The sequence below is a fragment of the Hydrogenophaga sp. UC242_53 genome, assembly GCF_042696965.1.
GTDB lineage: Bacteria > Pseudomonadota > Gammaproteobacteria > Burkholderiales > Burkholderiaceae_C > Hydrogenophaga.
In genome coordinates this window covers 526,078-551,765 of record NZ_CP170552.1, presented here as the reverse complement: position 1 = coordinate 551,765, position 25,688 = coordinate 526,078, and the positions used below count along the sequence as shown (strand labels likewise).

General features: G+C 64.7%; 24 protein-coding genes, 2 tRNA genes and 6 pseudogenes. 11 read left to right on the top strand and 21 right to left on the bottom strand.

Features of this window, described 5'->3' with window-relative positions; genetic code table 11:
* Positions 1 to 8: 8 nt before the first annotated feature.
* Positions 9 to 320, bottom strand: a complete 312-nt coding sequence (rplU, locus tag ACFJI0_RS02910; RefSeq protein ID WP_382161335.1) for a 50S ribosomal protein L21 — start codon at positions 318 to 320, stop codon at positions 9 to 11.
* 264 nt (positions 321 to 584) lie between these two features.
* On the opposite strand from rplU, the gene ACFJI0_RS02905 reads away from it, so the two are divergent.
* From ACFJI0_RS02905 to ACFJI0_RS02870, 8 genes and pseudogenes are all read left to right on the top strand, one after another.
* Complete coding sequence (locus ACFJI0_RS02905; protein ID WP_382325896.1) at positions 585 to 1,514, top strand: polyprenyl synthetase family protein; 930 nt, start codon at positions 585 to 587, stop codon at positions 1,512 to 1,514.
* Positions 1,515 to 1,565: 51 nt separating this feature from the next.
* Positions 1,566 to 1,642: transfer RNA gene (locus ACFJI0_RS02900), tRNA-Pro, on the top strand.
* Positions 1,643 to 1,800: 158 nt separating this feature from the next.
* The gene (pilB, locus tag ACFJI0_RS02895; protein WP_382161347.1) at positions 1,801 to 3,534 is read left to right on the top strand and encodes a type IV-A pilus assembly ATPase PilB; all 1,734 of its coding nucleotides are present in this window, start codon (positions 1,801 to 1,803) and stop codon (positions 3,532 to 3,534) included.
* 41 nt (positions 3,535 to 3,575) lie between these two features.
* The gene (locus tag ACFJI0_RS02890; protein WP_291121454.1) at positions 3,576 to 4,793 is read left to right on the top strand and encodes a type II secretion system F family protein; all 1,218 of its coding nucleotides are present in this window, start codon (positions 3,576 to 3,578) and stop codon (positions 4,791 to 4,793) included.
* Positions 4,793 to 5,656, top strand: coding sequence for a prepilin peptidase (locus tag ACFJI0_RS02885; RefSeq protein ID WP_382323375.1), 864 nt, complete (start codon positions 4,793 to 4,795; stop codon positions 5,654 to 5,656). Before ACFJI0_RS02890 ends, ACFJI0_RS02885 begins: the two co-directional genes overlap by 1 nt.
* Positions 5,653 to 6,267 carry a dephospho-CoA kinase gene (gene coaE, locus ACFJI0_RS02880; RefSeq protein ID WP_382323374.1) on the top strand — a complete coding sequence of 205 codons (615 nt, stop codon included), beginning with the start codon at positions 5,653 to 5,655 and terminating at the stop codon, positions 6,265 to 6,267. Before ACFJI0_RS02885 ends, coaE begins: the two co-directional genes overlap by 4 nt.
* A 43-nt stretch (positions 6,268 to 6,310) precedes the next feature.
* Positions 6,311 to 7,067 (top strand): annotated as a pseudogene (zapD, locus tag ACFJI0_RS02875) (cell division protein ZapD).
* Positions 7,068 to 7,075: 8 nt separating this feature from the next.
* A complete protein-coding gene (locus ACFJI0_RS02870; protein ID WP_382323373.1) occupies positions 7,076 to 7,279 on the top strand; it encodes a DNA gyrase inhibitor YacG in 204 nt (67 codons plus the stop codon).
* Between the two features lie 30 nt (positions 7,280 to 7,309).
* Here ACFJI0_RS02870 and ACFJI0_RS02865 read toward each other — a convergent pair whose 3' ends face one another.
* The 5 genes and pseudogenes from ACFJI0_RS02865 to ACFJI0_RS02845 form a co-directional block, all read right to left on the bottom strand.
* Positions 7,310 to 7,762 (bottom strand): NUDIX domain-containing protein, encoded by a 453-nt coding sequence (locus tag ACFJI0_RS02865; RefSeq protein WP_382323372.1) that lies wholly within the window; start codon positions 7,760 to 7,762, stop codon positions 7,310 to 7,312.
* Positions 7,759 to 8,637, bottom strand: coding sequence for an ATP-binding protein (locus ACFJI0_RS02860; protein WP_382161360.1), 879 nt, complete (start codon positions 8,635 to 8,637; stop codon positions 7,759 to 7,761). Before ACFJI0_RS02860 ends, ACFJI0_RS02865 begins: the two co-directional genes overlap by 4 nt.
* Positions 8,634 to 9,882 (bottom strand): annotated as a pseudogene (argJ, locus tag ACFJI0_RS02855) (bifunctional glutamate N-acetyltransferase/amino-acid acetyltransferase ArgJ). The gene ACFJI0_RS02860 and the pseudogene argJ overlap by 4 nt, the downstream one beginning before the upstream one ends.
* Positions 9,883 to 9,960: 78 nt before the next feature.
* Positions 9,961 to 12,745 (bottom strand): annotated as a pseudogene (secA, locus tag ACFJI0_RS02850) (preprotein translocase subunit SecA).
* Positions 12,746 to 12,891: 146 nt separating this feature from the next.
* Positions 12,892 to 13,843, bottom strand: a pseudogene (locus ACFJI0_RS02845) (M23 family metallopeptidase).
* Between the two features lie 79 nt (positions 13,844 to 13,922).
* Between ACFJI0_RS02845 and ACFJI0_RS02840 the strand changes: the two are divergent.
* On the top strand, positions 13,923 to 14,213 hold the full coding sequence (locus ACFJI0_RS02840; protein WP_382323371.1) for a hypothetical protein: 291 nt from the start codon (positions 13,923 to 13,925) through the stop codon (positions 14,211 to 14,213).
* Between the two features lie 29 nt (positions 14,214 to 14,242).
* Here ACFJI0_RS02840 and ACFJI0_RS02835 read toward each other — a convergent pair.
* The 6 genes from ACFJI0_RS02835 to petA all read right to left on the bottom strand — a co-directional run bounded on the left by ACFJI0_RS02835 (position 14,243) and on the right by petA (position 18,469).
* Positions 14,243 to 14,318 (bottom strand) — tRNA-Thr (locus ACFJI0_RS02835).
* Positions 14,319 to 14,335: 17 nt separating this feature from the next.
* The gene (locus ACFJI0_RS02830; RefSeq protein ID WP_382323370.1) at positions 14,336 to 14,869 is read right to left on the bottom strand and encodes a ClpXP protease specificity-enhancing factor; all 534 of its coding nucleotides are present in this window, start codon (positions 14,867 to 14,869) and stop codon (positions 14,336 to 14,338) included.
* A gap of 39 nt (positions 14,870 to 14,908) precedes the next feature.
* Positions 14,909 to 15,520: a glutathione S-transferase N-terminal domain-containing protein gene (locus ACFJI0_RS02825; RefSeq protein ID WP_291121425.1), complete on the bottom strand. Its 612-nt coding sequence runs from the start codon at positions 15,518 to 15,520 to the stop codon at positions 14,909 to 14,911.
* A 115-nt stretch (positions 15,521 to 15,635) separates the two neighbouring features.
* A complete protein-coding gene (locus ACFJI0_RS02820) occupies positions 15,636 to 16,391 on the bottom strand; it encodes a cytochrome c1 (protein WP_382323369.1) in 756 nt (251 codons plus the stop codon).
* Between the two features lie 31 nt (positions 16,392 to 16,422).
* Positions 16,423 to 17,823, bottom strand: coding sequence for a cytochrome bc complex cytochrome b subunit (locus tag ACFJI0_RS02815; RefSeq protein WP_291121420.1), 1,401 nt, complete (start codon positions 17,821 to 17,823; stop codon positions 16,423 to 16,425).
* A 37-nt stretch (positions 17,824 to 17,860) separates the two neighbouring features.
* Positions 17,861 to 18,469, bottom strand: a complete 609-nt coding sequence (gene petA, locus ACFJI0_RS02810; protein ID WP_291121418.1) for a ubiquinol-cytochrome c reductase iron-sulfur subunit — start codon at positions 18,467 to 18,469, stop codon at positions 17,861 to 17,863.
* A 207-nt stretch (positions 18,470 to 18,676) separates the two neighbouring features.
* Between petA and mscL the strand changes: the two genes are divergently transcribed.
* Positions 18,677 to 19,105 (top strand): large conductance mechanosensitive channel protein MscL, encoded by a 429-nt coding sequence (mscL, locus tag ACFJI0_RS02805; RefSeq protein ID WP_382161377.1) that lies wholly within the window; start codon positions 18,677 to 18,679, stop codon positions 19,103 to 19,105.
* Positions 19,106 to 19,163: 58 nt separating this feature from the next.
* On the opposite strand, the gene pdxA is transcribed toward mscL, so the two are convergent.
* Together pdxA and ACFJI0_RS02795 are read right to left on the bottom strand one after the other, a co-directional pair.
* Positions 19,164 to 20,168: a 4-hydroxythreonine-4-phosphate dehydrogenase PdxA gene (gene pdxA, locus ACFJI0_RS02800; protein WP_382323368.1), complete on the bottom strand. Its 1,005-nt coding sequence runs from the start codon at positions 20,166 to 20,168 to the stop codon at positions 19,164 to 19,166.
* A gap of 44 nt (positions 20,169 to 20,212) precedes the next feature.
* On the bottom strand, positions 20,213 to 20,998 hold the full coding sequence (locus ACFJI0_RS02795; protein WP_382323367.1) for a Nif3-like dinuclear metal center hexameric protein: 786 nt from the start codon (positions 20,996 to 20,998) through the stop codon (positions 20,213 to 20,215).
* Positions 20,999 to 21,162: 164 nt separating this feature from the next.
* On the opposite strand from ACFJI0_RS02795, the pseudogene ACFJI0_RS02790 reads away from it, so the two are divergent.
* Positions 21,163 to 22,312 (top strand): annotated as a pseudogene (locus ACFJI0_RS02790) (Do family serine endopeptidase).
* A 13-nt stretch (positions 22,313 to 22,325) separates the two neighbouring features.
* Here ACFJI0_RS02790 and tatC read toward each other — a convergent pair.
* The 7 genes and pseudogenes from tatC to hisI all read right to left on the bottom strand — a co-directional run bounded on the left by tatC (position 22,326) and on the right by hisI (position 25,630).
* Positions 22,326 to 23,126, bottom strand: coding sequence for a twin-arginine translocase subunit TatC (gene tatC, locus ACFJI0_RS02785; protein ID WP_382161387.1), 801 nt, complete (start codon positions 23,124 to 23,126; stop codon positions 22,326 to 22,328).
* The gene (gene tatB / locus ACFJI0_RS02780; RefSeq protein WP_382323366.1) at positions 23,126 to 23,611 is read right to left on the bottom strand and encodes a Sec-independent protein translocase protein TatB; all 486 of its coding nucleotides are present in this window, start codon (positions 23,609 to 23,611) and stop codon (positions 23,126 to 23,128) included. Before tatB ends, tatC begins: the two co-directional genes overlap by 1 nt.
* 93 nt (positions 23,612 to 23,704) lie before the next feature.
* A pseudogene (gene tatA, locus ACFJI0_RS02775) lies at positions 23,705 to 23,952 on the bottom strand (Sec-independent protein translocase subunit TatA).
* A 114-nt stretch (positions 23,953 to 24,066) separates the two neighbouring features.
* Entirely contained in the window at positions 24,067 to 24,429 is a 363-nt protein-coding gene (locus ACFJI0_RS02770; RefSeq protein ID WP_382323365.1) for a histidine triad nucleotide-binding protein, read from the bottom strand.
* A gap of 13 nt (positions 24,430 to 24,442) precedes the next feature.
* Positions 24,443 to 24,832, bottom strand: coding sequence for a hypothetical protein (locus ACFJI0_RS02765; RefSeq protein WP_291121402.1), 390 nt, complete (start codon positions 24,830 to 24,832; stop codon positions 24,443 to 24,445).
* A 12-nt stretch (positions 24,833 to 24,844) separates the two neighbouring features.
* Positions 24,845 to 25,225, bottom strand: a complete 381-nt coding sequence (locus tag ACFJI0_RS02760) for a phosphoribosyl-ATP diphosphatase (protein ID WP_382323364.1) — start codon at positions 25,223 to 25,225, stop codon at positions 24,845 to 24,847.
* Between the two features lie 6 nt (positions 25,226 to 25,231).
* A complete protein-coding gene (gene hisI, locus ACFJI0_RS02755) occupies positions 25,232 to 25,630 on the bottom strand; it encodes a phosphoribosyl-AMP cyclohydrolase (RefSeq protein ID WP_382163743.1) in 399 nt (132 codons plus the stop codon).
* Positions 25,631 to 25,688 lie beyond the last annotated feature (58 nt).

The following is a 25,688-nucleotide window of genomic DNA, read 5'->3' as shown; positions in this document are numbered from 1 at the left end:
CTTACTCCTCAGGCTGCGATCGAAGCAATCTGCAGTTCGGTGAAATTCTGACGGTGCCCTTGGCGCTTCTGGTAGTGCTTGCGACGGCGCATCTTGAAGATGCTGACCTTGTCGTGCCTGCCGTGGGCCAACACCGTGACCGTGACCGTTGCGCCGGAAACCAAGGGAGTGCCAACCTTGATATCGGTGCCGTTGCCGACAGCGAGTACCTGGTCAAACACGATCTCTTGGCCCACATCCGCAGCAATCTGTTCTACTTTAATTTTTTCGCCAGCAGCAACACGATACTGTTTGCCACCGGTTTTTATGACCGCGTACATATGAACCTCTTTAAAAATTCCACGAATGGAAGCTCGGCGGACCCAATTCCACCAAGCCCTAGATTTTAGCATGTGCCCGGAAAACCGGCAAGCGGCTGGCATGCTACCGCCCTCGCGGCTCCCTGGCGCGGCCATTTTCAGAGGGCCTGGGGCACCGTTCCTATAATCCCAACCCGGCCCGACACCCCCTACCGATCCCGCGTTTCCACCTTGACCACCCCCATCAATTCCCCCGCCAGCCCCTTGGAGCTGATCCAGCCCGACATGCAGCGGGTGGACCAAGTCATCAGCGAACGCCTGACCACCGAGGTACCGCTGGTCCGGGAAGTTGCCCAGTACATCATCTCGGCGGGCGGCAAGCGCTTGCGCCCGGCCTTGCTGCTGCTGGTCAGCGGCGCGATCAACAGCCAGAACCCCCAGCGCCACACGCTGGCGGCCGTCGTGGAGTTCATTCACACCGCGACCCTGCTGCACGACGACGTGGTGGACGAGTCCACCTTGCGCCGGGGGCGCGAGACCGCCAACGAGCGGTTTGGCAATGCCGCCAGTGTGCTGGTGGGTGACTTTCTTTACTCCCGCGCCTTTCAGATGATGGTGGACATCAACGACATGCGCGTGATGCAGGTGCTGTCCGACGCCACCAACGTGATCGCCGAAGGCGAAGTGCTTCAACTCATGAACATGCACGACGCCACCATCGACGAGGCCGCGTACCTGCGCGTGATCCGCTCCAAAACGGCCAAGCTGTTCGAAGCCAGCGCCCGCTTGGCGCCCATCCTGGCGGGCACGGATGCCCATACCGAGGCCCTGTGCGCGGAGTACGGGCAGGCCCTGGGCACTGCCTTTCAGGTCATCGATGACGTGCTCGACTACGAGGGCAGTGCCGATGAACTGGGCAAGAACCTGGGGGATGACCTGCGCGAAGGCAAGGTCACGCTGCCCATCATTTGCGCCCTGCGTTCCGGCTCCGAGGCGCAGAAGGCGCTGCTGCGTCAGGCCATCGAACAGGGCGACGTGGCGCACCTCGATGCCATCAGGGACATCATTCTTCAAACGGGTGCCCTGGATGCGGCTCGGGTCAGTGCGCACGCGGAGGCCCAACGGGCAATCGAGGCCGCCAAGCAACTGCCGGTCAATGCCTACAGCGCAGCTTTGCTACAATTGGCGGCTGGCCTGCTTGAGCGTCGATCTTGAGCAGCCACGGAAGGCCAACGGCCTTCAGACGATCGACCATTTTCGGTCCATCGGGGTGTAGCTTAGCCAGGTAGAGCGCTACGTTCGGGACGTAGAGGCCGGAGGTTCGAATCCTCTCACCCCGACCAGTTTCCCCCTTTCAGACATTGCCGTTCAGACCGAGCCAACGACCGGCCGGTCGGATTTCGCGTCCTCGATACAACGGCCAGCGGGGGAATCCGCATTTCCGACACAAGTTGCCTCAATAATGGCGGGCAAGTCCTTGATTTACGATAAATAGAAATCTATGGCGTCCGTCGAAACCGTCCCCCAGGAGACCCCGTCCATGGCCTTGCCAGGCCTGGGCCGCGCGCTCGTGTCTGCGGGGAAGCTTGGCCAGAAGGCGGCTGAAGATCTTTATCGCAAAGCACAAAGCGGCCGCTCCAGCTTCATCGCAGAGCTGACCGGCTCAGGGGCTGTGTCCGCTTCGGATCTGGCCCACACCATGTCGGTGGCGTTTGCCGCGCCACTGCTCGATCTGGACGCGATCGACGTGCAACGCCTGCCCGCCGGCCTGCTCGATCCCAAGATCTGCAGCGACTACCGCATCGTCGTCCTGAGCAAACGCAACAACCGCTTGATGGTCGCGACGGCCGATCCAGCCGACCAACAGGCCGCCGAGAAGATCAAGTTCGCGACCCAGATGGGCGTGGACTGGGTGATTGCCGAGTACGACAAGCTCAGCAAACTGGTGGAGACCCAGACCACCAGCGTCAACGACACGATGGACAACATCATCGGTGGCGAGTTCGAGTTCGACGAGGCGGCCACTGAGACGAGCGTGAGCGACGTGACCGACAAGGCGTCGGAGGTCGACGACGCGCCCGTGGTCAAGTTCCTGCACAAGATGCTGATTGACGCATTCAACATGCGGGCATCCGACTTGCACTTTGAGCCTTACGAGCACAACTACCGGGTCCGTTTTCGGGTGGACGGCGAACTGCGTGAAATTGCGTCGCCGCCGATCGTGATCAAGGACAAGCTGGCGTCGCGGATCAAGGTGATCTCCCGCATGGACATCTCGGAGAAGCGTGTGCCCCAGGACGGGCGCATGAAACTCAAGATCGGACCGGACCGCGTGATCGACTTTCGGGTCAGCACCCTGCCCACCTTGTTCGGCGAGAAGATCGTGATCCGTATTCTGGACCCGAGCAGCGCCAAGGTCGGCATCGATGCCCTGGGCTACGAACCCGAGGAAAAAGAGCGGCTGTTGAACGCGATCAGCCGGCCATACGGCATGGTGCTGGTCACCGGCCCCACGGGGTCGGGGAAAACGGTGTCGCTGTACACCTGCCTGAACATCCTGAACAAGCCAGGCATCAACATTTCCACGGCGGAAGATCCGTCGGAAATCAACCTGCCGGGTGTCAATCAGGTCAACGTCAACGAGAAGGCGGGCCTGACCTTCGCGGCGGCCCTCAAGGCATTTCTGCGCCAGGATCCCGACGTGATCATGGTGGGTGAGATTCGCGATCTCGAAACGGCGGACATCTCGATCAAGGCCGCACAAACCGGTCACATGGTGCTGTCCACCCTGCACACGAACGACGCGCCGACCACACTGACGCGGATGATGAACATGGGCATTCCCACGTTCAACATCGCCTCCAGCGTGATCCTGATCACCGCCCAGCGGCTGGCCCGTCGCCTGTGCGCCACCTGCAAGGCGCCGCTGGACGTACCGCGCAAGGCCCTGGTGGACGCCGGATTCAAGCCGGAAGACCTTGATGGCACCTGGACGCCCTACAAGCCCGTGGGGTGCTCGGCCTGCAACAACGGCTACAAGGGCCGCGTCGGCATCTACCAGGTGATGCCCATTTCGGAAGAAATCCAACGCATCATCCTGCGTGGTGGCAGCGCGCTCGACATTGCCCAGCAGGCCGGCAAGGAGGGCGTTCGCACGCTGCGCGAATCGGGTCTGCTCAAGGTGAAGCTGGGCATGACTTCGCTGGAAGAAGTGCTCAGCGTGACCAACGAGTGATGCAGTTCCAGACACAAGGCTCAGAGGGATAGAGGGACACCATGGCAACCGCAGTATCCAAGAACGTCAAGGACGCCGTCTTCGAGTGGGAGGGCAAAGACCGCAACGGCAAGACCGTGCGTGGAGAAACACGGGCCGCGGGAGAAAACCAGGTGTTGGCTGCGCTGCGGCGCCAGGGCATCGTGCCCGGCAAGGTCAAGAAGCGCCGCATGAGTTCGGGCAAGCGCATCAAGCCCAAGGACATTGCCATCTTCACGCGCCAGCTGGCCACCATGATGAAAGCCGGTGTGCCCCTGCTCCAGGCGTTCGACATCGTCGGCCGGGGCAACGCCAACCCCAGCGTCACCAAGCTGCTCAACGACATCCGCACCGATGTGGAAACCGGCACCTCGCTGAGTTCGGCGTTTCGCAAACACCCGTTGTACTTTGACAGCCTGTACTGCAACCTCGTGGAAGCCGGTGAAGCCGCCGGTATTCTGGAGGAGTTGCTGGACCGCCTGGCGACTTACATGGAGAAGACCGAGGCGCTCAAGTCCAAGATCAAGTCGGCGCTGATGTACCCGATCGCCGTGATCATCGTGGCCTTCGTGGTGGTGACCATCATCATGATCTTCGTGATCCCCTCGTTCAAGGAGGTGTTCTCCTCCTTCGGCGCCGATCTGCCCGCGCCGACCCTGTTCGTGATCGCGATAAGCGAGTTCTTCACCGAGTACTGGTGGTTGATCTTTGGCGTCCTCGGTGGCGGCTTCTACTTTTTCATGCAGGCCTGGCGGCGCAATGAGAAGGTGCAGCGGTTCATGGACCGCCTGCTGCTCAAGCTGCCGATCTTTGGTCCATTGATCGAAAAATCGGTCATCGCCCGCTGGACGCGCACGCTGGCGACAATGTTCGCGGCGGGCGTGCCCCTGGTGGAAGCACTGGACTCGGTGGGTGGTGCATCGGGCAACTCGGTCTACGCCATCGCCACCGAACGGATCCAGCAGGAGGTGTCGACCGGCACCAGCCTGACCAACGCCATGACCAACGCCAACATCTTCCCATCCATGGTGCTGCAGATGTGCGCCATCGGTGAGGAGTCGGGCTCCATCGACCACATGCTGGGCAAGGCCGCCGACTTCTATGAAGCCGAGGTCGACGACATGGTGGCGGGCATCTCCAGCCTGATGGAGCCCATCATCATCGTTGTGCTGGGGACCGTCATTGGCGGTATCGTGGTGTCGATGTACCTTCCCATCTTCAAGCTGGGCCAGGTGGTTTGATGCTGGCGGAAGCGGGCGTGCCGGGCGCGGCGCTGCTGGGCTTGCTCGGCTTGTTGGTGGGCAGCTTTCTCAATGTGGTGATTCACCGCCTGCCCAAGATGATGGAACTGCGCTGGGCGGCCGAATGCGCGGATCTTCAGAACACGGTAGAGAATCCGGCAGCGGCCTCACCAGAAGCTGAAACATTCAACCTGATGGTGCCGCGCTCGCGCTGCCCGCATTGCGGACATCAGATCCGCTGGTTCGAGAACATCCCGGTGTTCAGCTACCTCGCGTTGCGCGGCCAATGCAGCCAGTGCAACGCGCCGATCAGCGTACGCTATCCGGCGGTAGAGTTGACGGCCGCGGTCCTGTTCGCCTGGTGCGGGTGGCAATGGGGGCTGGGCTGGGAGGCCCTGGCCTGGTGCGGCTTTTCTGCGGCGGTGCTGGCACTCGCGTGCATCGACTGGGACACCACGCTGCTGCCCGACGACATCACCCTTCCCTTGCTGTGGGCCGGCCTGTGCGCAGCAGGTCTGCGACTGACAGGCACCGCGCTCCCGGACGCTCTCTGGGGGGCTGTGGCAGGCTACCTGTCGCTCTGGCTGGTGTACTGGGCCTTCAAGCTGATCACGGGCAAGGAAGGCATGGGCTACGGTGACTTCAAGCTCTTCGCCGCCTTCGGCGCGTGGTTCGGCTGGCAAGCGTTGATCCCGGTGATCTTGATGGCCTCGGTGATCGGTGCCGTGGTGGGCATCGCCATCAAACTCAAAGGCAACCTGCGCGAGGGAGGCTATGTGCCTTTCGGCCCCTTCCTGGCATTGGCCGGCTTGACCTCGATGGTCTTTGGCCCTTCGGCCATTCTGGCCGCCATCGGCCTGTGAGCCAGACGCCTCACAGGCCGCCCCTGCGGCTGGGACTCACCGGTGGCATTGGCAGTGGCAAGAGCACGCTGGCGCGCCTGCTGCAGGCCCGTGGCGCCGGTGTGATCGATGCCGACGCCATCTCCCGCCGCAGCACCGAAGCCGGCGGCGCCGCGATGCCCGCCATCGCACACACCTTTGGCCCGGCATTCCTGGCTCCAGATGGCGCCCTCGACCGGCAGCGCATGCGCGATCACGTGTTCGCACACCCCGAAGCCCGCCACACGTTGGAGCACATCATCCATCCGCTGGTGGGCGCGGAAATCCAGCGCCAGGCCCAGGCATCGGCCTCTGCCTGTCTGGTGTTCGATGTGCCTCTGCTCGTCGAGTCCCCACGCTGGCGGCCTCAGCTGGACCGCGTGCTGGTGGTCGACTGCTCGCCCACCACGCAGATCCGCCGCGTGAACGCTCGCAGTGGATGGGACGCCACCACCACCGAAGCCGTGATGCGCAACCAGAGTCCGCGTGCCTTGCGCCTGGCCGCGGCCGACCTCGTGGTCTTCAACGACGCCGACGACCTGGCCCTGCTGGAGCGCGCCGCTGAGGCCCTGGCCAAGCGGTTCGGGCTATGATGAACCCCCACCCGCCGCTCCGTCCCGCGACCGCCCCGCTGCCGTGATCCTGTACGACTACCCCTTCAACGAACGCATTCGCACCTACCTGCGGCTTGAACAGCTGTTTCGTCGCATGGTGGAACTGGTGCCCCGCAGCCACCCGCTGGATCACCACTATGCGATCCAGACCATCTTCGAGATCATGGACGTGGCGGCCCGGGCCGACATGAAGTCGGATGTGCTCAAGGATCTGGACCGGCACAAGCAGCAACTCATCGGTTTTCGCGGCAATCCGATGATCGCGGAGCAGGCCCTGGAAGAGGTCATCCAGAAGCTGGAAGACTGCTTCACGCAACTGAGCGAAATGACCGGCAAGACCGGCCAGGCCCTGACTGAGAACGACTGGCTGATGAGCATCCGCAGCCGCATCGGCATTCCAGGCGGCACCTGCGAGTTTGATCTGCCCGGCTACTACCACTGGCAGCACCGGAGCGCGGAGGAACGCCGGGCCGATCTGCATCGCTGGTCGGTACCGCTGGCGCCCTTGGCCGAGTCCATCGTGCAGTTGCTCAAGATGCTGCGCGAATCGGGTTCGGCCCAGAAGGTGGTCGCGCCGGGTTGCGCAGTTCCAGCTGACCCTGCCGCAGGGCCGCAGCTTCCAGCTGCTGCGCTTGCGCATCGACCCGTCCACGGGGCTCATCCCCGAAATCAGCGGCAACCGGCTGATGCTGTCGGTGCGCCTGATGCGCCACGGCGAAGACGACCGCCTGCATCCAGCGCAGGAGGACGCCGCGTTTGAACTGACCCTGTGCGCCTGAGGTCGGCCGTGAGCGACAAAGCCACCCACACATCCGTCAGAACCGTCCGCTGCCCGAATTGCGGCGGGCCCAGCATCTACGCGCCGAGCAACGCGTACCGTCCGTTCTGCAGCGAGCGCTGCAAGCAGATGGATCTGGGTGCCTGGGCGAACGAGGAATTCGGCCTGCCGGAAAAGGAAGGTCAGAGCGACCCCGGCTTCGAACAAAGCTGAAACCGCCTCCCGCGGTTCAGCAGACCGACCTCAAACCGTCTGTTCGGCCGCCAGCCATTCCAGCACAGGCACGGTACCGGCCAGCACAGGGGCACACGACACCGGCAGGGTTTGCCAGCCAAACTGCTGGCCTTCGCGCATCTGCAGCTCACCGGTCCAGTCGCGCACCTTGCAGAAATGCAGCCGCACCAGTCCATGCGGGTAGTCCACCATCGACACTTTCCAGATGTGCGCGGTGCCGATGGTCAGGCCGATCTCTTCCTGAAGTTCGCGCCGCAGCGCCTGCTCCACGGTTTCACCCGCCTCCAGCTTGCCGCCCGGAAACTCCCAGTACCCGGCATACACCTTGCCCGGTGGACGGGATGTCAGCAGGAAAGCACCATCGGGAGCGATCAGCACGCCAACGGCCACGTCCACCACGGGCCGGTCGGCAGGACGCGGCGCGTCCTGGTCGGCATCGACCACCAGCACTGGCGCGCTCATGCCTGGATGGCGTGGGTGCCCGCGTAGTCGCGCGCGAACTGGTAGGCCACCCGACCGCTGCGCGAACCGCGCTCCAGTGCCCAGACCAGTGCCAAGGGCCGCGCCGCCGCAATGTCAGCGGCAGGCACACCCATCGAGCTGAGCCACTGCGCGACGATGGTGAGGTACTCGTCTTGGCTAAACGGGTAGAAGCTCACCCAGAGGCCGAAGCGCTCCGACAGGGAAATCTTTTCCTCCACCACCTCGCCCGGGTGCACCTCGCCATCCGCCGTGTGCGTGTAGGTGAGGTTTTCCTTCATGTACTCGGGCAGCAGGTGGCGGCGGTTGCTGGTGGCGTAGATCAGCACGTTGGGGCTCGCGGCCGAAACCGAGCCATCCAGGATGGACTTGAGCGCCTTGTAGCCTGGCTCGCCATCCTCGAAACTGAGGTCGTCGCAGAACACGATGAAACGCTCGGGCCGCTCAGCCACCACTTCGACGATGTCGGGCAAATCCACCAGGTCGGACTTGTCCACCTCGATCAGCCGCAGGCCTTGCGGCGCGTATTCGTTGAGGCAGGCGCGCACCAGCGAGGACTTGCCGGTACCGCGGGCACCGGTCAACAACACGTTATTGGCCGGCAGCCCCTGCACGAACTGCAGGGTGTTGCGCTGGATTTTTTCCTTCTGCCCGTCGATCTCCTGCAGATCGTCCAGGCGCATCGCACCCACGTGTCGCACCGGCTCCAGCACGCCATGGCCGCTGCTGCGCTTGCGGTAACGCCAGGCCACGGCGGCGGCCCAGTCGGGCGCCGACATGGGCTGCGGCAGCACCGCCTCGATCCGGGTGATGAGCTGCTCGGCGCGCTGCAGCAGGCGTTCGAAGTGCTCGTTCATGACCGGTAGTCGGCGTTGATGGTCACGTACTCGTGGCTGAAGTCGCAGGTCCACACGGTCTCGCTCGCCGTGCCCCGGCCCAGCCCGATTCGCACCAGGATCTCGGCTTGCTTCATGACACGCTGGCCGTCCTCTTCCTTGTAGGCCGGGTGGCGCCCACCGGCGCTGACCACATGCACGTCACCAAGGTGCAGATCGATGCCGTTGACATCCAGGTCGTGAATGCCCGCGTAGCCCACCGCTGCCAGGATGCGGCCCAGGTTCGGGTCGCTGGCGAAGAACGCCGTCTTCACCAGGGGCGAGTGAGCGACCGCGTACGCGGCCAGCAGACATTCCGAGGCGTCGCGGCCACCGTCCACCTGCACGGTGATGAACTTGGTGGCGCCTTCGCCGTCGCGCACGATGGCATGCGCCAACTGCCGCGCCACCGGGGTGAGTGCCGCCAGCAGCGCACGCCCTGCGAGGCTCTCCAGATCGGTGATGGGTGTGTTGCCCGCCCGCCCGGGTGCGCACCACGACAAAGGAGTCGTTGGTGCTGGTGTCGCCGTCCACGGTGACGCGGTTGAAGGAAGCATCGGCCAGGCGGCGCGCCAGCGCATTCATCAGCTCGGGCGCGACGGCGGCGTCCGTGGCCAGGAAACCCAGCATGGTGGCGATATTCGGCCGGATCATGCCCGCGCCCTTGGCAATGCCGGTGGCGCTGAGGGTCCGCCCGTCCAGCTCGAAGCGCTGGCTGAAGGCCTTGGGCAAGGTGTCGGTGGTCATGATGCCCTGAGCCGCGGAGAGCCATTGCGCGCCGCCCTCGGTCTGAGGCTGTGCCGCGTCAGCCAGCGCCAGCGGCAGGCCGGCCAGCAGACGGTCCAGCGGCAGCGGCTCCATGATCACGCCCGTCGAGAACGGCAGCACCTGTTCGTGGTGCAGACCGAGCGAGCGCGCCAGCGCGGTGCAGGTCTGGCGTGCGTTCGCCAGGCCCGGTTCACCGGTGCCGGCGTTCGCGTTTCCGGTGTTGATCACCAGCGCGCGGATCGACTGCCCGGACGCCAGGTGGTCCCGGCACACCTGAATCGGTGCGGCCGCATAGCGGTTCTGCGTGAACACCGCGCCCACGGCGCAGCCTTCATCGAGCAGGAACACCGTGAGGTCTTTGCGGTTGGCCTTGCGGATGCCCGCCTGCGCCACACCGATGCGCACACCCGCGACGGGCAGCAGATCGGTGGCGAAGGGGGCGTTGAGTTGAACAGGCATGTGAACTCCGTGGATGTACCGTGATGTCCGACGGCCGCGCGACGGCGGGCACCCTGGGGGGCCGCCCTCACGCCACCGTCAGTCCAGCTTGCCGTGGCAGTGCTTGTATTTCTTGCCGCTGCCACAGGGGCAGGGATCGTTGCGCCCCACGCGCGGCACGTCGCCCGCAGGGCGCGCGGCCGCGGCAATGGCCGCATCGGCGATGGTCTCGGCCTCGCCCGTTTCGGTCGGGGCGGTGTAGGTCACGTTGGCGATCTGCTCGGCGCGCTCTTCCAGCCGCTCGGCCGCCTCGGCCATCTGTTCGGCCGATTGCACGCGCACGTTCATGAGCACGCGGGTGACGTCGTTTTTGACGCTGTCGAGCAGTTGGCCGAACAGCATGAAAGCCTCGCGCTTGTACTCCTGTTTCGGCTGCTTCTGCGCATAGCCCCGCAGGTGGATGCCCTGACGCAGGTAGTCCAGGGCCGAGAGGTGTTCGCGCCATTGGCTGTCGATGGTCTGAAGGAGCACCACGCGCTCGAACTGGGTGAAGTTCTCCTCGCCCACCAGCGCCACCTTGCCCTCGAAGACCGTCTTGGCCGCCGCCTGCACGCGCTCGACGATTTCCTCGACATCGATGGCTTCCGCATCGGCCACCCAGCTGGACACGGGCGCTTCCACGGCCCACTCCTCGCGCAGCACACGCTCGAGCGTGGGCAGGTCCCATTGCTCTTCCACACTGCCCTCGGGCACGTACTGGTGCACGAGGTCGGTGAAGCAGCCTTCACGCAGTGCATCGATCTGCGCGCGCAGCGACGTGGCGTCCAGAATGTCGTTGCGCTGCTGGTAGATCACCTTGCGCTGGTCGTTGGAAACGTCGTCGTACTCCAGCAGCTGCTTGCGGATGTCGAAGTTGCGCGCCTCGACCTTGCGCTGCGCGCTCTCGATGCTGCGTGTGACGATGCCGGCTTCGATCGCCTCGCCCTCGGGCATCTTCAGGCGGTCCATGATCGCGCGCACGCGGTCGCCCGCGAAGATGCGCATGAGCGAGTCGTCCAGGCTCAGATAGAAACGCGAGGAGCCAGGGTCGCCCTGGCGGCCCGAACGGCCGCGCAGCTGGTTGTCGATGCGGCGCGATTCGTGGCGCTCGGTCGCGATGATGCGCAGACCGCCCAGCGCCTTGACCTTCTCGTGGTCCTGTTGCCATTGCTGGCGGATCGTCTCGATGCGGGCCGCCTTGGTCGCGTCGTCGAGTGACTCGTCGTTCTGCACCGCATCGACCATCTTCTCGAGGTTGCCGCCGAGCACGATGTCGGTACCGCGACCGGCCATGTTGGTGGCGATGGTGATCGCGCCAGGCCGGCCGGCCTGGATGATGATGTCGGCCTCACGGGCGTGCTGCTTGGCGTTGAGCACCTCGTGCGGCAGCTTTTCGGCCTGCAGCAGGCTGGCGATGATCTCGGAGTTCTCGATCGACGAAGTGCCCACCAGCACCGGCTGGCCGCGCTCGTGGCACTCGCGGATGTCCTCGATCGCCGCGACGTACTTTTCCTTGGTGGTCTTGTAGACCCGGTCCAGCTGGTCGTTGCGCTTGCTCGGCCGGTTGGGCGGGATCACCACCGTCTCCAGGCCATAGATCTCCTGGAATTCGTAGGCCTCGGTGTCGGCCGTGCCGGTCATGCCCGAGAGTTTGCTGTAGAGACGGAAATAGTTCTGGAAGGTGATGGACGCCAGCGTCTGGTTCTCTGGCTGGATGGCCGACGCCTTCTTTCGCTTCCACGGCCTGGTGCAGGCCGTCGCTCCAGCGACGGCCCGACATCAGACGGCCCGTGAACTCGTCGACGATGACGATCTCGCCGTTCTGGTTCACGTAGTGCTGATCGCGGTGGTAGAGGTGGTGCGCCTTCAGCGAGGTCACCAGGTGGTGCAGCAGCGCGATGTTGGCGGGGTCGTACAGCGAAGCCCCTTCGGGCAACAGGCCGGCCTGGCTCAGCAGGCGCTCGGCATTCTCATGGCCCTGCTCGGTCATGTGGATGGAATGCGCCTTCTCGTCCACGGTGAAGTCGCCGGGTTTGATCACCCCTTCACCCGTGCGCGGATCGGCCTCGCCCTCCTGTCGCACCAGGTGGGGCACCAGCTGCTTGATCGCCAGGTAGACCTGGGTCTGGTCTTCGGCCTGGCCACTGATGATCAGGGGTGTGCGGGCCTCGTCGATCAGGATGGAATCCACCTCGTCCACGATCGCGTAGTTCAGGCCCCGTTGCACGCGGTCGGCGGCCTCGTAGACCATGTTGTCGCGCAGGTAGTCGAAGCCGTATTCGTTGTTGGTGCCGTAGGTGATGTCGGCGCGGTAGGCGGCCTGCTTGTCCTCGCGCGGCGCCTGAGGCAGGTTGATGCCCACGGTCAGGCCGAGGAAGTTGTACAGCCGGCCCATCCACTGGGCATCGCGGCTGGCCAGGTAGTCGTTGACGGTGACGACGTGAACACCCTTGCCTGTCAGTGCGTTGAGGTAGACCGGCAGCGTGGCGGTCAGCGTCTTGCCTTCGCCGGTGCGCATCTCGGCCACCTTGCCATGGTGCAGCGCCAGGCCCCCCATCAGTTGCACGTCGAAGTGGCGCATTTTCATGACGCGCTTGCTCGCTTCGCGCACCACGGCAAACGCCTCGGGCAACAAGGCCTCCAGGGCTTCGCCCTGGGCGATGCGTTGCTTGAACGCCTCTGTCTGCGCCTTCAACTCGTCGTCGCTGAGCTGCTCGAACTTCGACTCCAGTCCATTGATGCGCTCCACCGTCTTGCGATAGGTCTTCAGAAGACGGTCATTGCGGCTACCAAAGATTTTGGTGAGGAAGTTTGCTGGCGATACGTGCGGGCCTGCGCCGGACACCCTGTGGATTCCGGGCAGGCAATTGGAGGTAGGAGGGCTCTCGCGAACCCGGAGAGCAAACGACGGGAAACTACCCGTGATGTGCCGACGGACGCAGGGCTTTCAAGAGCAAAGCGCGCATTTTACCCGCCGCACCTGCCCCGCGCTCAGGGCCTGCGGGGTCCGGGCCCTGTGGCCTTGGCCACGGCCATGTTTTCGCCCGCGGCCAGGAAGCGCTGCGGATCCTGGGGCACGCCCGAGACCCAGACTTCGAAGTGCAGATGCGGCCCGGTGGAGCGTCCCGTGGAGCCCACTTCCGCGATCTTCTGGCCCCGCTTCACGATATCGCCCTTCTTGACCAGCACCTTCGAGGCGTGGGCATAGCGGGTGATGAGGTCGTTGCCATGGTCCACTTCCACCATGTTGCCGTAGGCAGGGTGGTATTCCTGCACCACCACCATCCCGCCCGCGGCGGCCAGGATGGGGGTGCCCGGGATCGGACGGGAAATCCAGGCCCGTGTGCAGGGCGGAGCGCCCGGTGATGGGGTCGATGCGAAAGCCAAACGGCGACCCCACCTGCACGCCCGCCACCGGTTGCTCGGTCGGCACCATCGTGCGCTGGATCTTCTGGTCGAACAGGCGCGACTCCACCACCGTCAACCAGTCCACCCTCGAACCGCTGGTCTGGTCGATCCGCTCCAGCGCACCCATCAATTCGTCCATGCTCAGGTCACGGCCCCCCACCAGCGCGCCGCCGGCACCTGGCTTGGGCTTGAACTCCGCCGGGCTCAGGCCCGCCAGGCCTGCGACCCGTTCACCCAGCGAGTCGATCTGCACCATGCGCGCCTGCATTTCGCCCAGCTTGCGGGCCATGGCGTCGAGGTTGGCGCGCATGTAGGCGTTCTGGGTATTGGCTTCGTCCTGGTGCACCAGCCGCGCCACCGGCGCAAACCCGGGCCAGCCCTGGCGCACCCCCTCCAGAAACACCCAGTGGTACGTGGTGATCGCCCCCAGCATCAGCAGCACCGACGCGAGCACGCCGACACCGACGAGCTTGAGTCCACTGAGGTGCATGGCGCGGCTCTTCGCCAGCCAGGCGTCCGTGATAATGATGTGCACTGCTCTACCTTTCCAGGCTGCCCAGATTCAACCAGGCCACCTTCATCGCATGTCTACCGTCCCCCGATCCCACAACACCATGCTCAGCCTGGAGCAGGCCGTGGGAGCTGCGCCCACGCTCGCCGCGCTGCAGGAGCGCATCCGGGAGTCCCGTTGGTGCCTGGATCAGGTGCAACACCTGATCCCCGCCAGCTTGCGTCCGCATGTGCTGGCCGGCCCCTTGCAAGATCAGGAGTGGTGCCTGCTGGTGCGCAGTTCCGCCGCGTCGACCAAACTGCGCCATTTGCTGCCTTCGCTGCAACTGGCTTTGACCCAAAGGGGTGCGCAGGTTAACGCAATCCGCATCAAAGTCCAAACGCCGGGACGATGAGCGCGCCCTGAGCCTGCGCGGGCGGTGCCTGGTGCCGCTTGTCTGACTCGAACAGACGACCTATCGCTTACAAGGCGATTGCTCTACCAACTGAGCTAAAGCGGCGGGTTGAACGAAAAATTCTACTTGACGCGCTTGAGCTGGGGCCTGCCGCCCGGCCGACCAGGGCCTGCCGGTGGATCGGGCAGATCACCCGACGCGGGCGCGCCATCGCTGGGAACGGACCGCAGCGAGCCACGGGCGGGACCGTCGGAGGCCTCTTCGACACCCGAAGGTGCATCGGGCACCACAGCGGCGTCCACGGCGGGCCGGGAGGAAACGGCCGCCGCGGGCGGCGCTGGAAAGGCCATGCCTTGGCCGTTCTCGCGCGCATAAATGGCGATCACATGGCTGATCGGCACAATGATCTCGCGCGCCACCCCGCCGAACCGGGCCTTGAATTCGATGAATTCATTGCCCAGCTTGAGCGAGCTGGTGGCTTCCATGCTCACGTTGAGCACGATCTCACCGTTCTTCACGAACTCCATGGGCACCCGCACCGACGCATCGACCTGGACGGCGATGTAGGGCGAGAACCCATTGTCGGCACACCATTCGTGCAAGGCACGGATCAGGTACGGCCGCGTGGAGGGGATTTCCGGTTCGAAGGTACTCATGAAGTTTCTGGCTTGGTCCCCTGCGGGACCGCGTGCCGTTTACTTGCGCATCACCTTTTCGGACGGCGTGAGCGCCTCGATGTAGGCCGGGCGCGAGAAGATGCGCTCGGCGTACTTGAGCAGGGGAGCGGCGTTCTTGCTGAGTTCGATGCCGTAGAAATCCAGGCGCCACAGCAGGGGGGCGATGGCCACGTCCAGCATGGAGAAATTGTCACCCAGCATGAACTTGTTCTTCAGAAACACCGGTGCGAGCTGGGTCAGGCGATCGCGGATGTGCGAACGGGCCTTCTCCAGCGCTTTCTCGTTGCCCTTGGTGCTGCGCGATTCGAGCATCGACACGTGCGTGAACAACTCTTTCTCGAAGTTCAGCAGGAACAGGCGCACGCGCGCGCGGTCCACCGGGTCGCCGGGCATCAGCTGGGGATGCGGGAAGCGTTCGTCGATGTACTCGTTGATGATGTTCGATTCGTACAGGATGAGATCGCGTTCGACCAGGATAGGCACCTGGCCATACGGGTTCATCACGCTGATGTCTTCAGGCTTGTTGTACAGGTCGACGTCCCGGATCTCGAAATCCATGCCTTTTTCAAACAGCACGAAACGGCAGCGGTGGGAGTAAGGGCAGGTGGTGCCCGAATACAAGACCATCATGTGGGAGTCTCCTTAAAGCAAAAAACAGTGGCTTGCGAACATGCCCGTCGGGCATTGCAAACCACTGTGGAACGGTCGGGCCGGCCTCCCATGAGACCGCCCCAGCCGGATCGGATTATTTGACGTCTTTCCAGAAGGCCGCATTCAAGCGCCAGGCCACGATGGTGAAAGCCGCCAGGAACAGCATCACCCACACGCCGATGCGCACGCGGGAGTTCTGGGAAGGCTCGGCCATCCACTGCAGGTAGGCCACCAGGTCGCCAACGTTTTCTTCGTAGCGCGCATCGCTCAGGGTGCCGGGTTTGACCTGCTCCCAGCCTTTGACGCGGTCCACCTCGTGGCCGTGGCTCATCACCTTCTCGTGCACCGGACGGCGCTCGCCTTGCAGCTCCCACAGCGGGTGGGGCATGCCGATGTTCGGGAACACCAGATTGTTCCAGCCGGTCGGCTTGGTGTCGTCGCGGTAGTAGGTGCGCAGCAGGGTGTAGACGTAGTCGGCACCGGTGCCCGCGCCGCTGGAGCGCGAACGGGCGATCAGGCTGAGGTCGGGCGGGTTCACGCCGAAGAACTGCTTGGCCTGCTTCGGATCGATGGCGGCCTTCATCGTGTCACCGATCTTGTCGGTCGTGAAGGTGAGGTTCTCAGCGATCTGCTTGTCGTTCAGGCCGATGTCGCGCAGGCGGTTGTAGCGCATGAACGCCGCCGAGTGGCAGCTCAGGCAGTAGTTGACGAACAGTTTGGCGCCGTTCTGCAGGGCGGCCATGTCGTTGGTGCGCTGAGGCGCCTTGTCCAGGGGGAAGTTTCCACCAGCGGCCAGCGCCGCGCCCGACAAGCCCAGGGCCAGCATGAAGCCCAAGAGGATTTTTTTCATTTGCTTGACTCTCCGGATTGGCTCTGTGGGTTCAGTGGGGCTGGAACGTGACGCGCTGGGGCACCGGCTTGAATTCGCCGATGCGGCTCCACCAGGGCATCAGCAGGAAGAAGCCGAAGTAGAACAGCGTACCCAACTGGGACACCCGCTCGCCAATGGGCGACGGCGGTTGCACCCCGAGATAACCGAGGATCAGGAAGTTGATCACGAACACCGTGTACAGCCAGATGTTCCAGTTCGGGCGGTAGCGGATGGACTTGACCGGGCTGTGATCAAGCCAGGGCAGGAAGAACAGGATGATGACGGCGCCACCCATGGCGACCACGCCCCAGAACTTGGCATCGATGGACAGCATCAGCGCCACCAGCACCAGTGCGGCGATCACGATGCCACCCTTGATCGCGCCGGACACCTTGGCCTTGAGCGCACCCAGGACCGCCGCGATGACGACGATCGCCACCAGGGCGTACATCATTTCGGTGGTGATGGCACGCAGCATCGAGTAGAACGGCGTGAAGTACCAGACCGGCGCGATGTGCAGCGGCGTCACCAGCGGGTCGGCCGGGATGAAGTTGTTGTACTCGAGGAAGTAGCCGCCAAACTCGGGGGCGAAGAAGATGATCGCCGAGAACACCATCAGGAAGACCGAGACGCCCAGGATGTCGTGCACGGTGTAGTACGGGTGGAACGGGATGCCGTCCAGCGGCTTGCCCGATGCATCCTTGGTGGCCTTGATCTCCACACCGTCGGGGTTGTTGGAGCCCACTTCGTGCAGGGCGATCAGGTGAGCGACCACCAGACCCAGCAGCACCAACGGCACAGCGATCACGTGGAAGCTGAAGAAGCGGTTCAGCGTGGCGTCGCCCACCACGAAGTCGCCGCGGATCAGCAGCGCCAGGTCGGGACCGACGAAGGGAATGGCGGAGAACAGGTTGACGATCACCTGGGCGCCCCAGTAGGACATCTGGCCCCAGGGCAGCAGGTAGCCCATGAAGGCCTCGGCCATCAGGCACAGGAAGATCGCGCAGCCGAACACCCAGACCAGCTCGCGCGGCTTGCGGTAGCTGCCGTAGATGAGGCCGCGGAACATGTGCAGGTACACCACCACGAAGAACGCCGAGGCGCCGGTGGAGTGCATGTAGCGGATCAGCCAGCCCCAGGGCACGTCGCGCATGATGTACTCGACCGACGCGAAGGCGAGATTGGCGTCGGGCTTGTAGTGCATCACCAGAAAGATGCCGGTGACGATCTGGATCACGAGCACCAGCAGGGCCAGCGAGCCGAAGAAGTACCAGAAGTTGAAGTTCTTGGGCGCGTAGTACTCGGAGAGGTGCTCCTTGTACAGCTTGGATGCCGGGAACCGGTTGTCGATCCAGTTCAGCGCTTTCTGACCGATCGGCGCGTCGGGGGAAATTTCTTTGAATTCAGCCATGGGGATGCCTCTGTGATCCGTTGTCTGTCAGTGCCGCTCAGGCCTGCTTCTCTTCACCCACCAGCAAAGTGGTGTCGGACAGGTAGTAGTGCGGCGGCACTTCCAGGTTGTCGGGCGCCGGCTTGTTCTTGAACACGCGGCCGGCCACGTCGAAGGTGGAGCCGTGGCAGGCGCACAGGAAGCCGCCCTTCCAGTCGTCCGGCAGCGAAGGCTGCGGGCCGGGGGTGAGCTTGTCGCCGGGGGAACAACCGAGGTGGGTGCAGATGCCCACGGTCACGAGGAATTCGGGCTTGATGGAACGGTGGCGGTTCTTGGCGTAGGCCGGCGTCGGGTAGGCCGTGCGGTCCGAGTTCGGATCGGCCAGTTGACCCTCGATGGTCTCGAGCGCGGCGAGCTGCTCGGGCGTGCGACGCAAGATCCACACCGGCTTGCCGCGCCATTCGACAACGATCTTTTCTCCCGGCTGGATGCCGGAGATGTCCACTTCCACGGCGGCCCCGGCGGCCTTGGCCCGCTCGGACGGCTGGAAGGTGCTCACGAAGGGAACGGCGACGGCGGCTGCACCAGCACCACCCATGGCGCAGGAGGTGATCAGCCAGGTTCTGCGGCTGCGATCGACAGTCGCACCGGCGGTTGCTTCACTCATGGGGATCTTTCAATGGGGTCGAGACGGGACACTAGGGACAACCCGGCATTGTACTGGAGCAGTCAAGGGGCTTTACCGCTTGTCGGGGTGTGGGACTTGGCTATTGCCCGGGAGCGCTCGATACCAGCGGACGCCACGCACGACTGTGTGAGAATGCCTCTCGACTTTCCGCCATCCATTTCAATCACTCGCCAACCGGAGGACCTCATGGGCATGTTGCAAGAGTTCAAGGAATTTGCCGTCAAGGGCAACGTGATCGACCTCGCCGTGGGCGTGATCATCGGCGGGGCTTTCGGCAAGATCGTCACTTCCATGGTCGACGATGTGATCATGCCCATCGTGGGCGCCATCTTCGGCAGCCTGGATTTCACCAACCTGTACCTCGCGCTCGGCAAAGTGCCCGAGGGCACGCCCGCGACGCTGGCCGGCCTGAAAGCGGCCGGTGTGCCGACCCTGGCCTACGGCAACTTCATCACGGTGGCGCTGAACTTCACCATCATGGCGTTCATCATCTTCATCATGGTCAAGCAGATCAACCGCCTCAAGCGCGAAGCGCCCGCCGCCCCGGCCGAGCCGCCCGCAACGCCCGAAGACATCGCCCTGCTGCGCGAGATCCGCGACAGCCTGCGCAAGTAAGCGTCAGCCGCTTCCGACCACGCCGCACCCCTCACGGGGCTGCGGCGTTTTTCATGCCTCAGACGCCCGTGGCTGCCAGGGCCGCGTCGATGGCCGCCAGCAGGCTGGTGGCGCTGGCCTGGCCGGTGCCGGCGATGTCGAACGCCGTGCCGTGGTCGGGGCTGGTGCGCACGAAAGGCAGGCCCAGCGTGGTGTTCACGCCGTGCTCCAGACCCAGCAGCTTGACGGGAATGAGTCCCTGGTCGTGGTACATCGCCACCACCACGTCAAAAGCCCCCTGGCGGGCGCGCATGAACACCGTGTCGGGCGCGTGCGGCCCACTGGCCTGCACACCTTCCTGTTGCGCCTGTGCCACCGCCGGCGCAATGGTCTCGATTTCTTCCCGACCGAACAATCCCCCCTCCCCCGCGTGCGGGTTCAGCCCGGCCACCGCGATGCGTGGCGCGGCCAGCCCGGTTCGCCGGAAATGCGCGTCGGTGATGCGGATGGTCTGCAGCACCTGGGCCTGCGTCACGGCTTGCAGCGCCTGCTGCAAGGACACATGAATGCTCACCAGGACGGTGCTCAACCCGGGGCAGCTCAGCATCATGCGCACCGGTAGCGCAGAGATCGGCACGCCGGCGTGCGCCGCCGCGAGCGCCTGCAGCAACTCGGTGTGACCCGGGTGGTCGACACCGGCCGCCGCCAGCGCTTCCTTGTGGATGGGCGCGGTCACCAGGGCTCGGGCTCGTCCCGACAGGGTCGCCTGTGCGGCCCACCGAATGCAGTCGGCTGCCGCCAGCCCGGCCTCGGCGCTCACACGCCCCGTGGGCACCGGTCGGGCCAGCGAACACGCCTGCACCACCGCCATGCATCCCGGAGGCACCGCGTCAAGGTCCGACAACGCCTCGATTTCGGCCAGCATCAGCGCTTCGGCGGCCGAGCCCCGCTCCGCCGCCGTGGCGCGCAAGGCCTGGTGCATCGTCGCCACGTCGCCGGCCACCACCACCTGGCGCTGCAGCGCCGGCCGTTCACGAAACGCCTTGGCGATGATCTCGGGCCCGATGCCCGCGGGATCGCCCATGCTCAGAATCAGCGGAGGGGGTGGGAACGGCGGCATGTGGCGCTTCAGGCGGGGTTGTCGATGTCGATGAACACGTGCGCCAGCCCCAGCTGCGCGGCCACATGGGCACCGACGGCAGGCGCGCCATAGCGCTCGGACGCGTGGTGGCCGCAGGCGATGTAGGAGACGCCACATTCGCGGGCATAGTGCGCCTGCGGCTCGGAAATTTCGCCGGTGATGAACACATCCGCACCGGCCGCGATGGCCGCCTCGAAGTAGCCCTGCGCGCCGCCCGTGCACAGCGCCACATGGCGCACCGGACGATCGGGCTCGGCGACCAAGGTCACTGCACGCCCCAGGCACCGGGCCACATGATCGGCCAGTGCGGCGGCCGACTCGCTGCGGCGCTCGCCCATGAAGCCCAGGGCCTGCTCGCCGAAGCGGCCGCGCGCGTCGGCGTACACGGCCACTCCCAGCTGACGTGCAAGCTGCGCGTTGTTGCCCAGCTCGGGGTGCGCATCCAGCGGCAGGTGGTAGGCCAGCAAATTGATGTCGTGCGCCAGCAGCAGCGCCAGACGCTGCTTCATCCAGCCGGTCACGCGGCCGTCCTGGCCGCGCCAGAACAGGCCGTGGTGCACCAGGATGGCATCGGCGCCCTCCTTCACGGCGGCCTCGATCAGCGCACGGCTGGCGGTCACCCCGCTCACCAGCTTGCGCACTTCTGCCCGGCCCTCGACCTGCAACCCGTTCGGCCCATAGTCCTTGAACTGGGTTGGCTGCAGCAGCGTGTCAAGGGCATTGGTCAGGGCGGCGCGGGAAACGGCAGGGTGGTCGGTGCGCGGATCGGGCATGGGCGGTCGGCGTGGGGCAAGGCGGAGTCCTCCATTCTGACACCCCCTCCCCCACCGACCGGGTCGCCCGCGTCTTGAAGCCGTCGCCGTTCACGCCCATATGCGGGACAATATCGGCGGACGCGGCCGAGGCCGCGCCCCTCCTCAACCCGCTCGACATCCCCATGAAACGACTCTGGCTCCTGTTCGCCCAAACCGTCACTGTGCTCGTGGCGGCGTTGTTCGTGGTGGGCACCTTGCAGCCCCAATGGCTGGGCCGCCAGACTGCCGTGGTGCCCGTGTTCGAAGCCCCATCGGGCACGCCGGTAGCGACGGTCGAGGGCACCGGGAGCTTTCGCGCCGCCGCCCGCACCGCATCGCCGGCCGTGGTGAGCATCAACACCAGCAAGGCGCCAGCCCACAACCCGCAAAGCGCGGATCCCTGGTTCCGGTTTTTCTTTGGCGACCAGGCCCCCTCGCAGCAGCAAAGTGGCCTGGGATCGGGCGTGATCGTCAGTCCTGCCGGCTACGTGCTCACCAACAACCACGTCATCGAAGAAGCCGACGAGATCGAGGTCATCCTCAACGACGGCCGCAAGGCCGTGGCGGAGGTGATCGGTACCGACCCGGAAACCGATCTGGCGATCCTGAAGATCAACCTGACCGACCTGCCCGTGATCACCCTGGGCAACTCCGATGCGCTGGAAATCGGCGACCAGGTGCTGGCCATCGGCAACCCGTTTGGCGTGGGCCAGACCGTCACCAGCGGCATCGTCAGCGCGCTTGGCCGCACCCAGCTGGGCATCAACACCTTCGAGAACTTCATCCAGACCGATGCCGCCATCAACCCGGGCAATTCGGGCGGCGCACTGGTGGACGTGAGCGGTCAGCTGATGGGCATCAACACCGCGATCTACTCACGCTCCGGCGGCTCGATGGGCATCGGCTTTGCCATCCCCACCTCCACCGCGCGCAGCGTGATGGAAGCCATCGTGAAGGACGGACAGGTCACGCGCGGCTGGATCGGCGTGGAGCCCCAGGACCTGAGCCCCGAACTCGCCGAGAACTTCGGCATGCAGCCGGGCACGGGCGTCATCATCAGCGGCGTGCTGCAGAACGGGCCCGCCGCCCAGGCCGGCATTCGTCCAGGCGATGTGATCACCGCCGTGGCCGGCCGCTCGGTGAACAACGTCGCGCAGCTGCTGTCGGCCGTGGCGCAACCTGTCGCCGGGCACGCCCGCGTCGCTCGATGTGGTGCGGCGCGAGGGCAAGACGAAGATCGAGGTCACACCGGGCCGGCGCAACCTGCCGCGTCAGCAAGCCACCCCACGCTGAAGCGCGGGATCGATCAAGCCGCCGGCTTTTCTTCTTCCTTGGCTTCTTCGTCGGTCTTGGCCGACGCCTTGATGAACCACTGCGCGCCCCAGATGCCCAGCTCGTAGAGCAGGCACATGGGCACGGCCAGCGCCAGCTGGGAGATCACGTCCGGCGGCGTCACGACGGCCGCGATGACGAAGGCCACGACGATGAAGTAGCCCCGGAACTCCTTGAGCTTCTGCACCGTCACCATGTTCATCTTGACCAGCAGCACCACGACGATGGGCACCTGGAACGCCAGGCCAAAGGCGAGGTACAGCGACAGAATGGCCTCCACGTATGAGGCGATATCGGGCGTGGCGGCCACGCTCGCGGGCGTGAACTTCTGGATGAAGCCGAACATTTTGTCCAGCACGAAGAACTGCACGAACGCGATGCCGATGTAAGCCAGCAAGCTGCCCAGCACGATCAGGGGCACGGCGAAGCGCTTCTCGTGGCTGTACAGACCGGGCGCCACGAAGGCCCATACCTGGTACATCCACCAGGGCAGGGACAGCAGCAGCGCCGCCATCGCCAGCACCTTGATCGGCACGAAGAAGGGCGAGAACACGCCCACGGCGATCAGCTTGGCGTCGGGCGGCATGTGGGCCCGGATAGGCACCGCGATCAGGTCGATCAGCCCGCTGGGGCCGGGCCAGACGGCCAACAGGGCCATGCAGATCGCCAGGCCGATGATGCCGTACAGAAGCCGGTCGCGCAGCTCCATCAGGTGCTGGACAAACGGCTGCTCGGAACCGGCGAGTTCGTCGGTGGAATCTTTGGGATCGGACATCAACGGGGAGCGGAAGAGGAGCGGGGCCGGAACCGGGCCACGCGGGCCGCACCCGACTGGGTGCGGGTGCGCACGCCGGTGCGGGCCTTGAACCACTGGGGCATCGCCTTCTGCTTCAGGCGCCAGTTCTTCTTGGGGTGTTTGTAAACCGGTGGGGTTTCGAGTGAGCCGTTGGAACCATAGGTGGTGGACGTGCCATCCAGGCCAGCGGTCGCGTCCGACCACGATTTCTCGAAATCGTTGGCACCGCTCTGCACCGAGGCCTCCACGTCGCGCGCCGCCTCGGTCACCGAGTCCTTCATCTTCTTGAGCTCTTCGAGCTCCATGGAGCGGCTGACCTCGGCCTTGACGTCCGACACGTAGCGCTGCGCCTTGCCCAGCAGGGCGCCCACCGTGCGGGCGACGCGAGGCAGCTTTTCGGGGCCGATGACGATCAACGCCACCGCCCCGATGAGGGCGAGCTTGGAAATGCCCAGATCAATCATGTGTCGGCCATCCTGCGGGCAATGTTGGGCGGGAGGTCCGCCCGGAAACGGTGCTGCCTAGGGTATTCAAACCCACCGCGGGCAGCAGGAGCATCAGCTTTTGTGCTTGGCTTCGACGTCGATCGTGTTCTTGTCGGTGCGGGTGTCCTGCGTCACCTGCCCTGCGGGGGCCGCCGCCGTGTTGTCGGCGGGGGTCTGGCGCAGCCTTCCTTGATGCCGTCCTTGAAACCCTTGACCGCACCGCCCAGATCGGAACCGATGTTCTTGAGCTTCTTGGTGCCGAACACCATCACCACGATCAGCAGCACGATCAACCAGTGCCAGATGGAAAACGAACCCATGAGTTACTCCAGATAAGGAAATAGGGAAGCGAGAGCCGCTATGCGTGGGATTCTAAGCCCCGGTGGGAGTTCAGCCGCCCTCGCGGCGCAATACCAGGGCCCGCCGGACGGCACTTATCCACGCAACCAGGGCCGGGGACCACCCATCACGTGCACGTGAAGGTGGTGCACCTCCTGCCCGCCTTCCCCACCGTTGTTGCACACGATGCGAAATCCGCCTTCGGGGTATGGATTGCAACCCTGCTCCAGCGCCAGGCGCGGGGCCAGGGTCATGATGCGGCCCATCAGCCGCTCGTGCTCAGGGCCCAACTGGGCCATGGAGGGGATGTGCGCCTTCGGTACCATGAGGAAATGCACCGGTGCCCAGGGGTGGATGTCGTGAAAGACGTAAAGGTCTTCGTCTTCGTAGACCTTTTTCGACGGGATCTGGCCGGCAATGATCTTGCAAAAGATGCAATTCGGGTCGTGAGCGCTCATGGGATCGGAGGTGTTAGTCGGGCATAGCCTGGCTGGCGTTCATGCGCACCATGCCCTTGACGATGCGGTAGAGGAACCAGATGGAGATCAGGCACCAGGCAATCCAGCCGGGCGCCAGGAACAGCAGCCACAGCGGCAGGGTCACCAGGTACAGCACGGCGGCCCAGATGACGGTGCGGATGCGCCAGGAGAAATGGCTCGCTTGCCAGGTGCCCTCGGCATCGCTTTTTTTCACGAGGTCGACGATCAAGGCGATGATGAGCAACACCGGGCTGGCCTGCGCGCCGGGCAACACCGCCGCCACGGCCACGATCAGGTGCAAGAGGTAGCTGACCCAGCCCACCGTCTTGAGAGACTGGGCCTTCTCGCTGTCGACCGCCTTGACGTCAATGATGTCGCTCATCACAAGCTCCTTTCAGCCAGCTTCCGGACCGGCTGCAGCCTCTCGCTGCAGCACTTTGCGCATCGCCTTTTCCTCCAGGCCGCTCAGGCCCTCGCGGCGCACCAGTTCGGCCACCACGTCGGCCGGGCTCAGGTTGTAGTGCGCCAGCGCGATCATGCTGTGGAACCAAAGGTCGGCGATTTCGTTGACCAGCTTCTGGGGGTCGCCGCCATGGTCGGCGTCCTTGGCCGCCATCACCGCCTCGGTGGCCTCTTCGCCGATTTTTTTCAGGAAGGTGTCGGGCCCCTTGTGCAACAGGCGAGCCACGTAGCTTTTTTCGGGATCGCCCCCGTTGGCCGGTTTGCGGCTTTCGATCACGGCGGCCAGGCGCGCCAGGTCATCGGTGGTGGACATGTCGGTTCACTTGTAGATCGATTCGGGGTCTTTAAGCACGGGCTCGACGGCGTGCCATTGGCCGCCCTCGAAACGCTGGAAGAAGCAGCTGTGGCGGCCGGTGTGACAGGCAATGCCGGGTTCGTGCCCCAGTTGCGTGACCTTGAGCAGCACCACGTCGTTGTCGCAGTCCATGCGGATGTCGTGCACGGTCTGCACGTGGCCCGACTCCTCCCCCTTGAACCACAGCCGTTCGCGTGAGCGGCTGTAATAGACCGCACGGCCCAGTTCGGCCGTCTTCTGCAGCGCCTCGCGGTTCATCCAGGCGAACATCAACACGTCGCCCGAGGCGGCTTCCTGCGCGATCACAGGCACCAGGCCTTGCGCGTCCCACTTCACTTCATCGAGCCAGTTCATGGCAGGAATCTACCATGGGGCCCGGGCTTGACGCCCCTGGCGGCCGGAATGCCGTTAGGATGGTCCA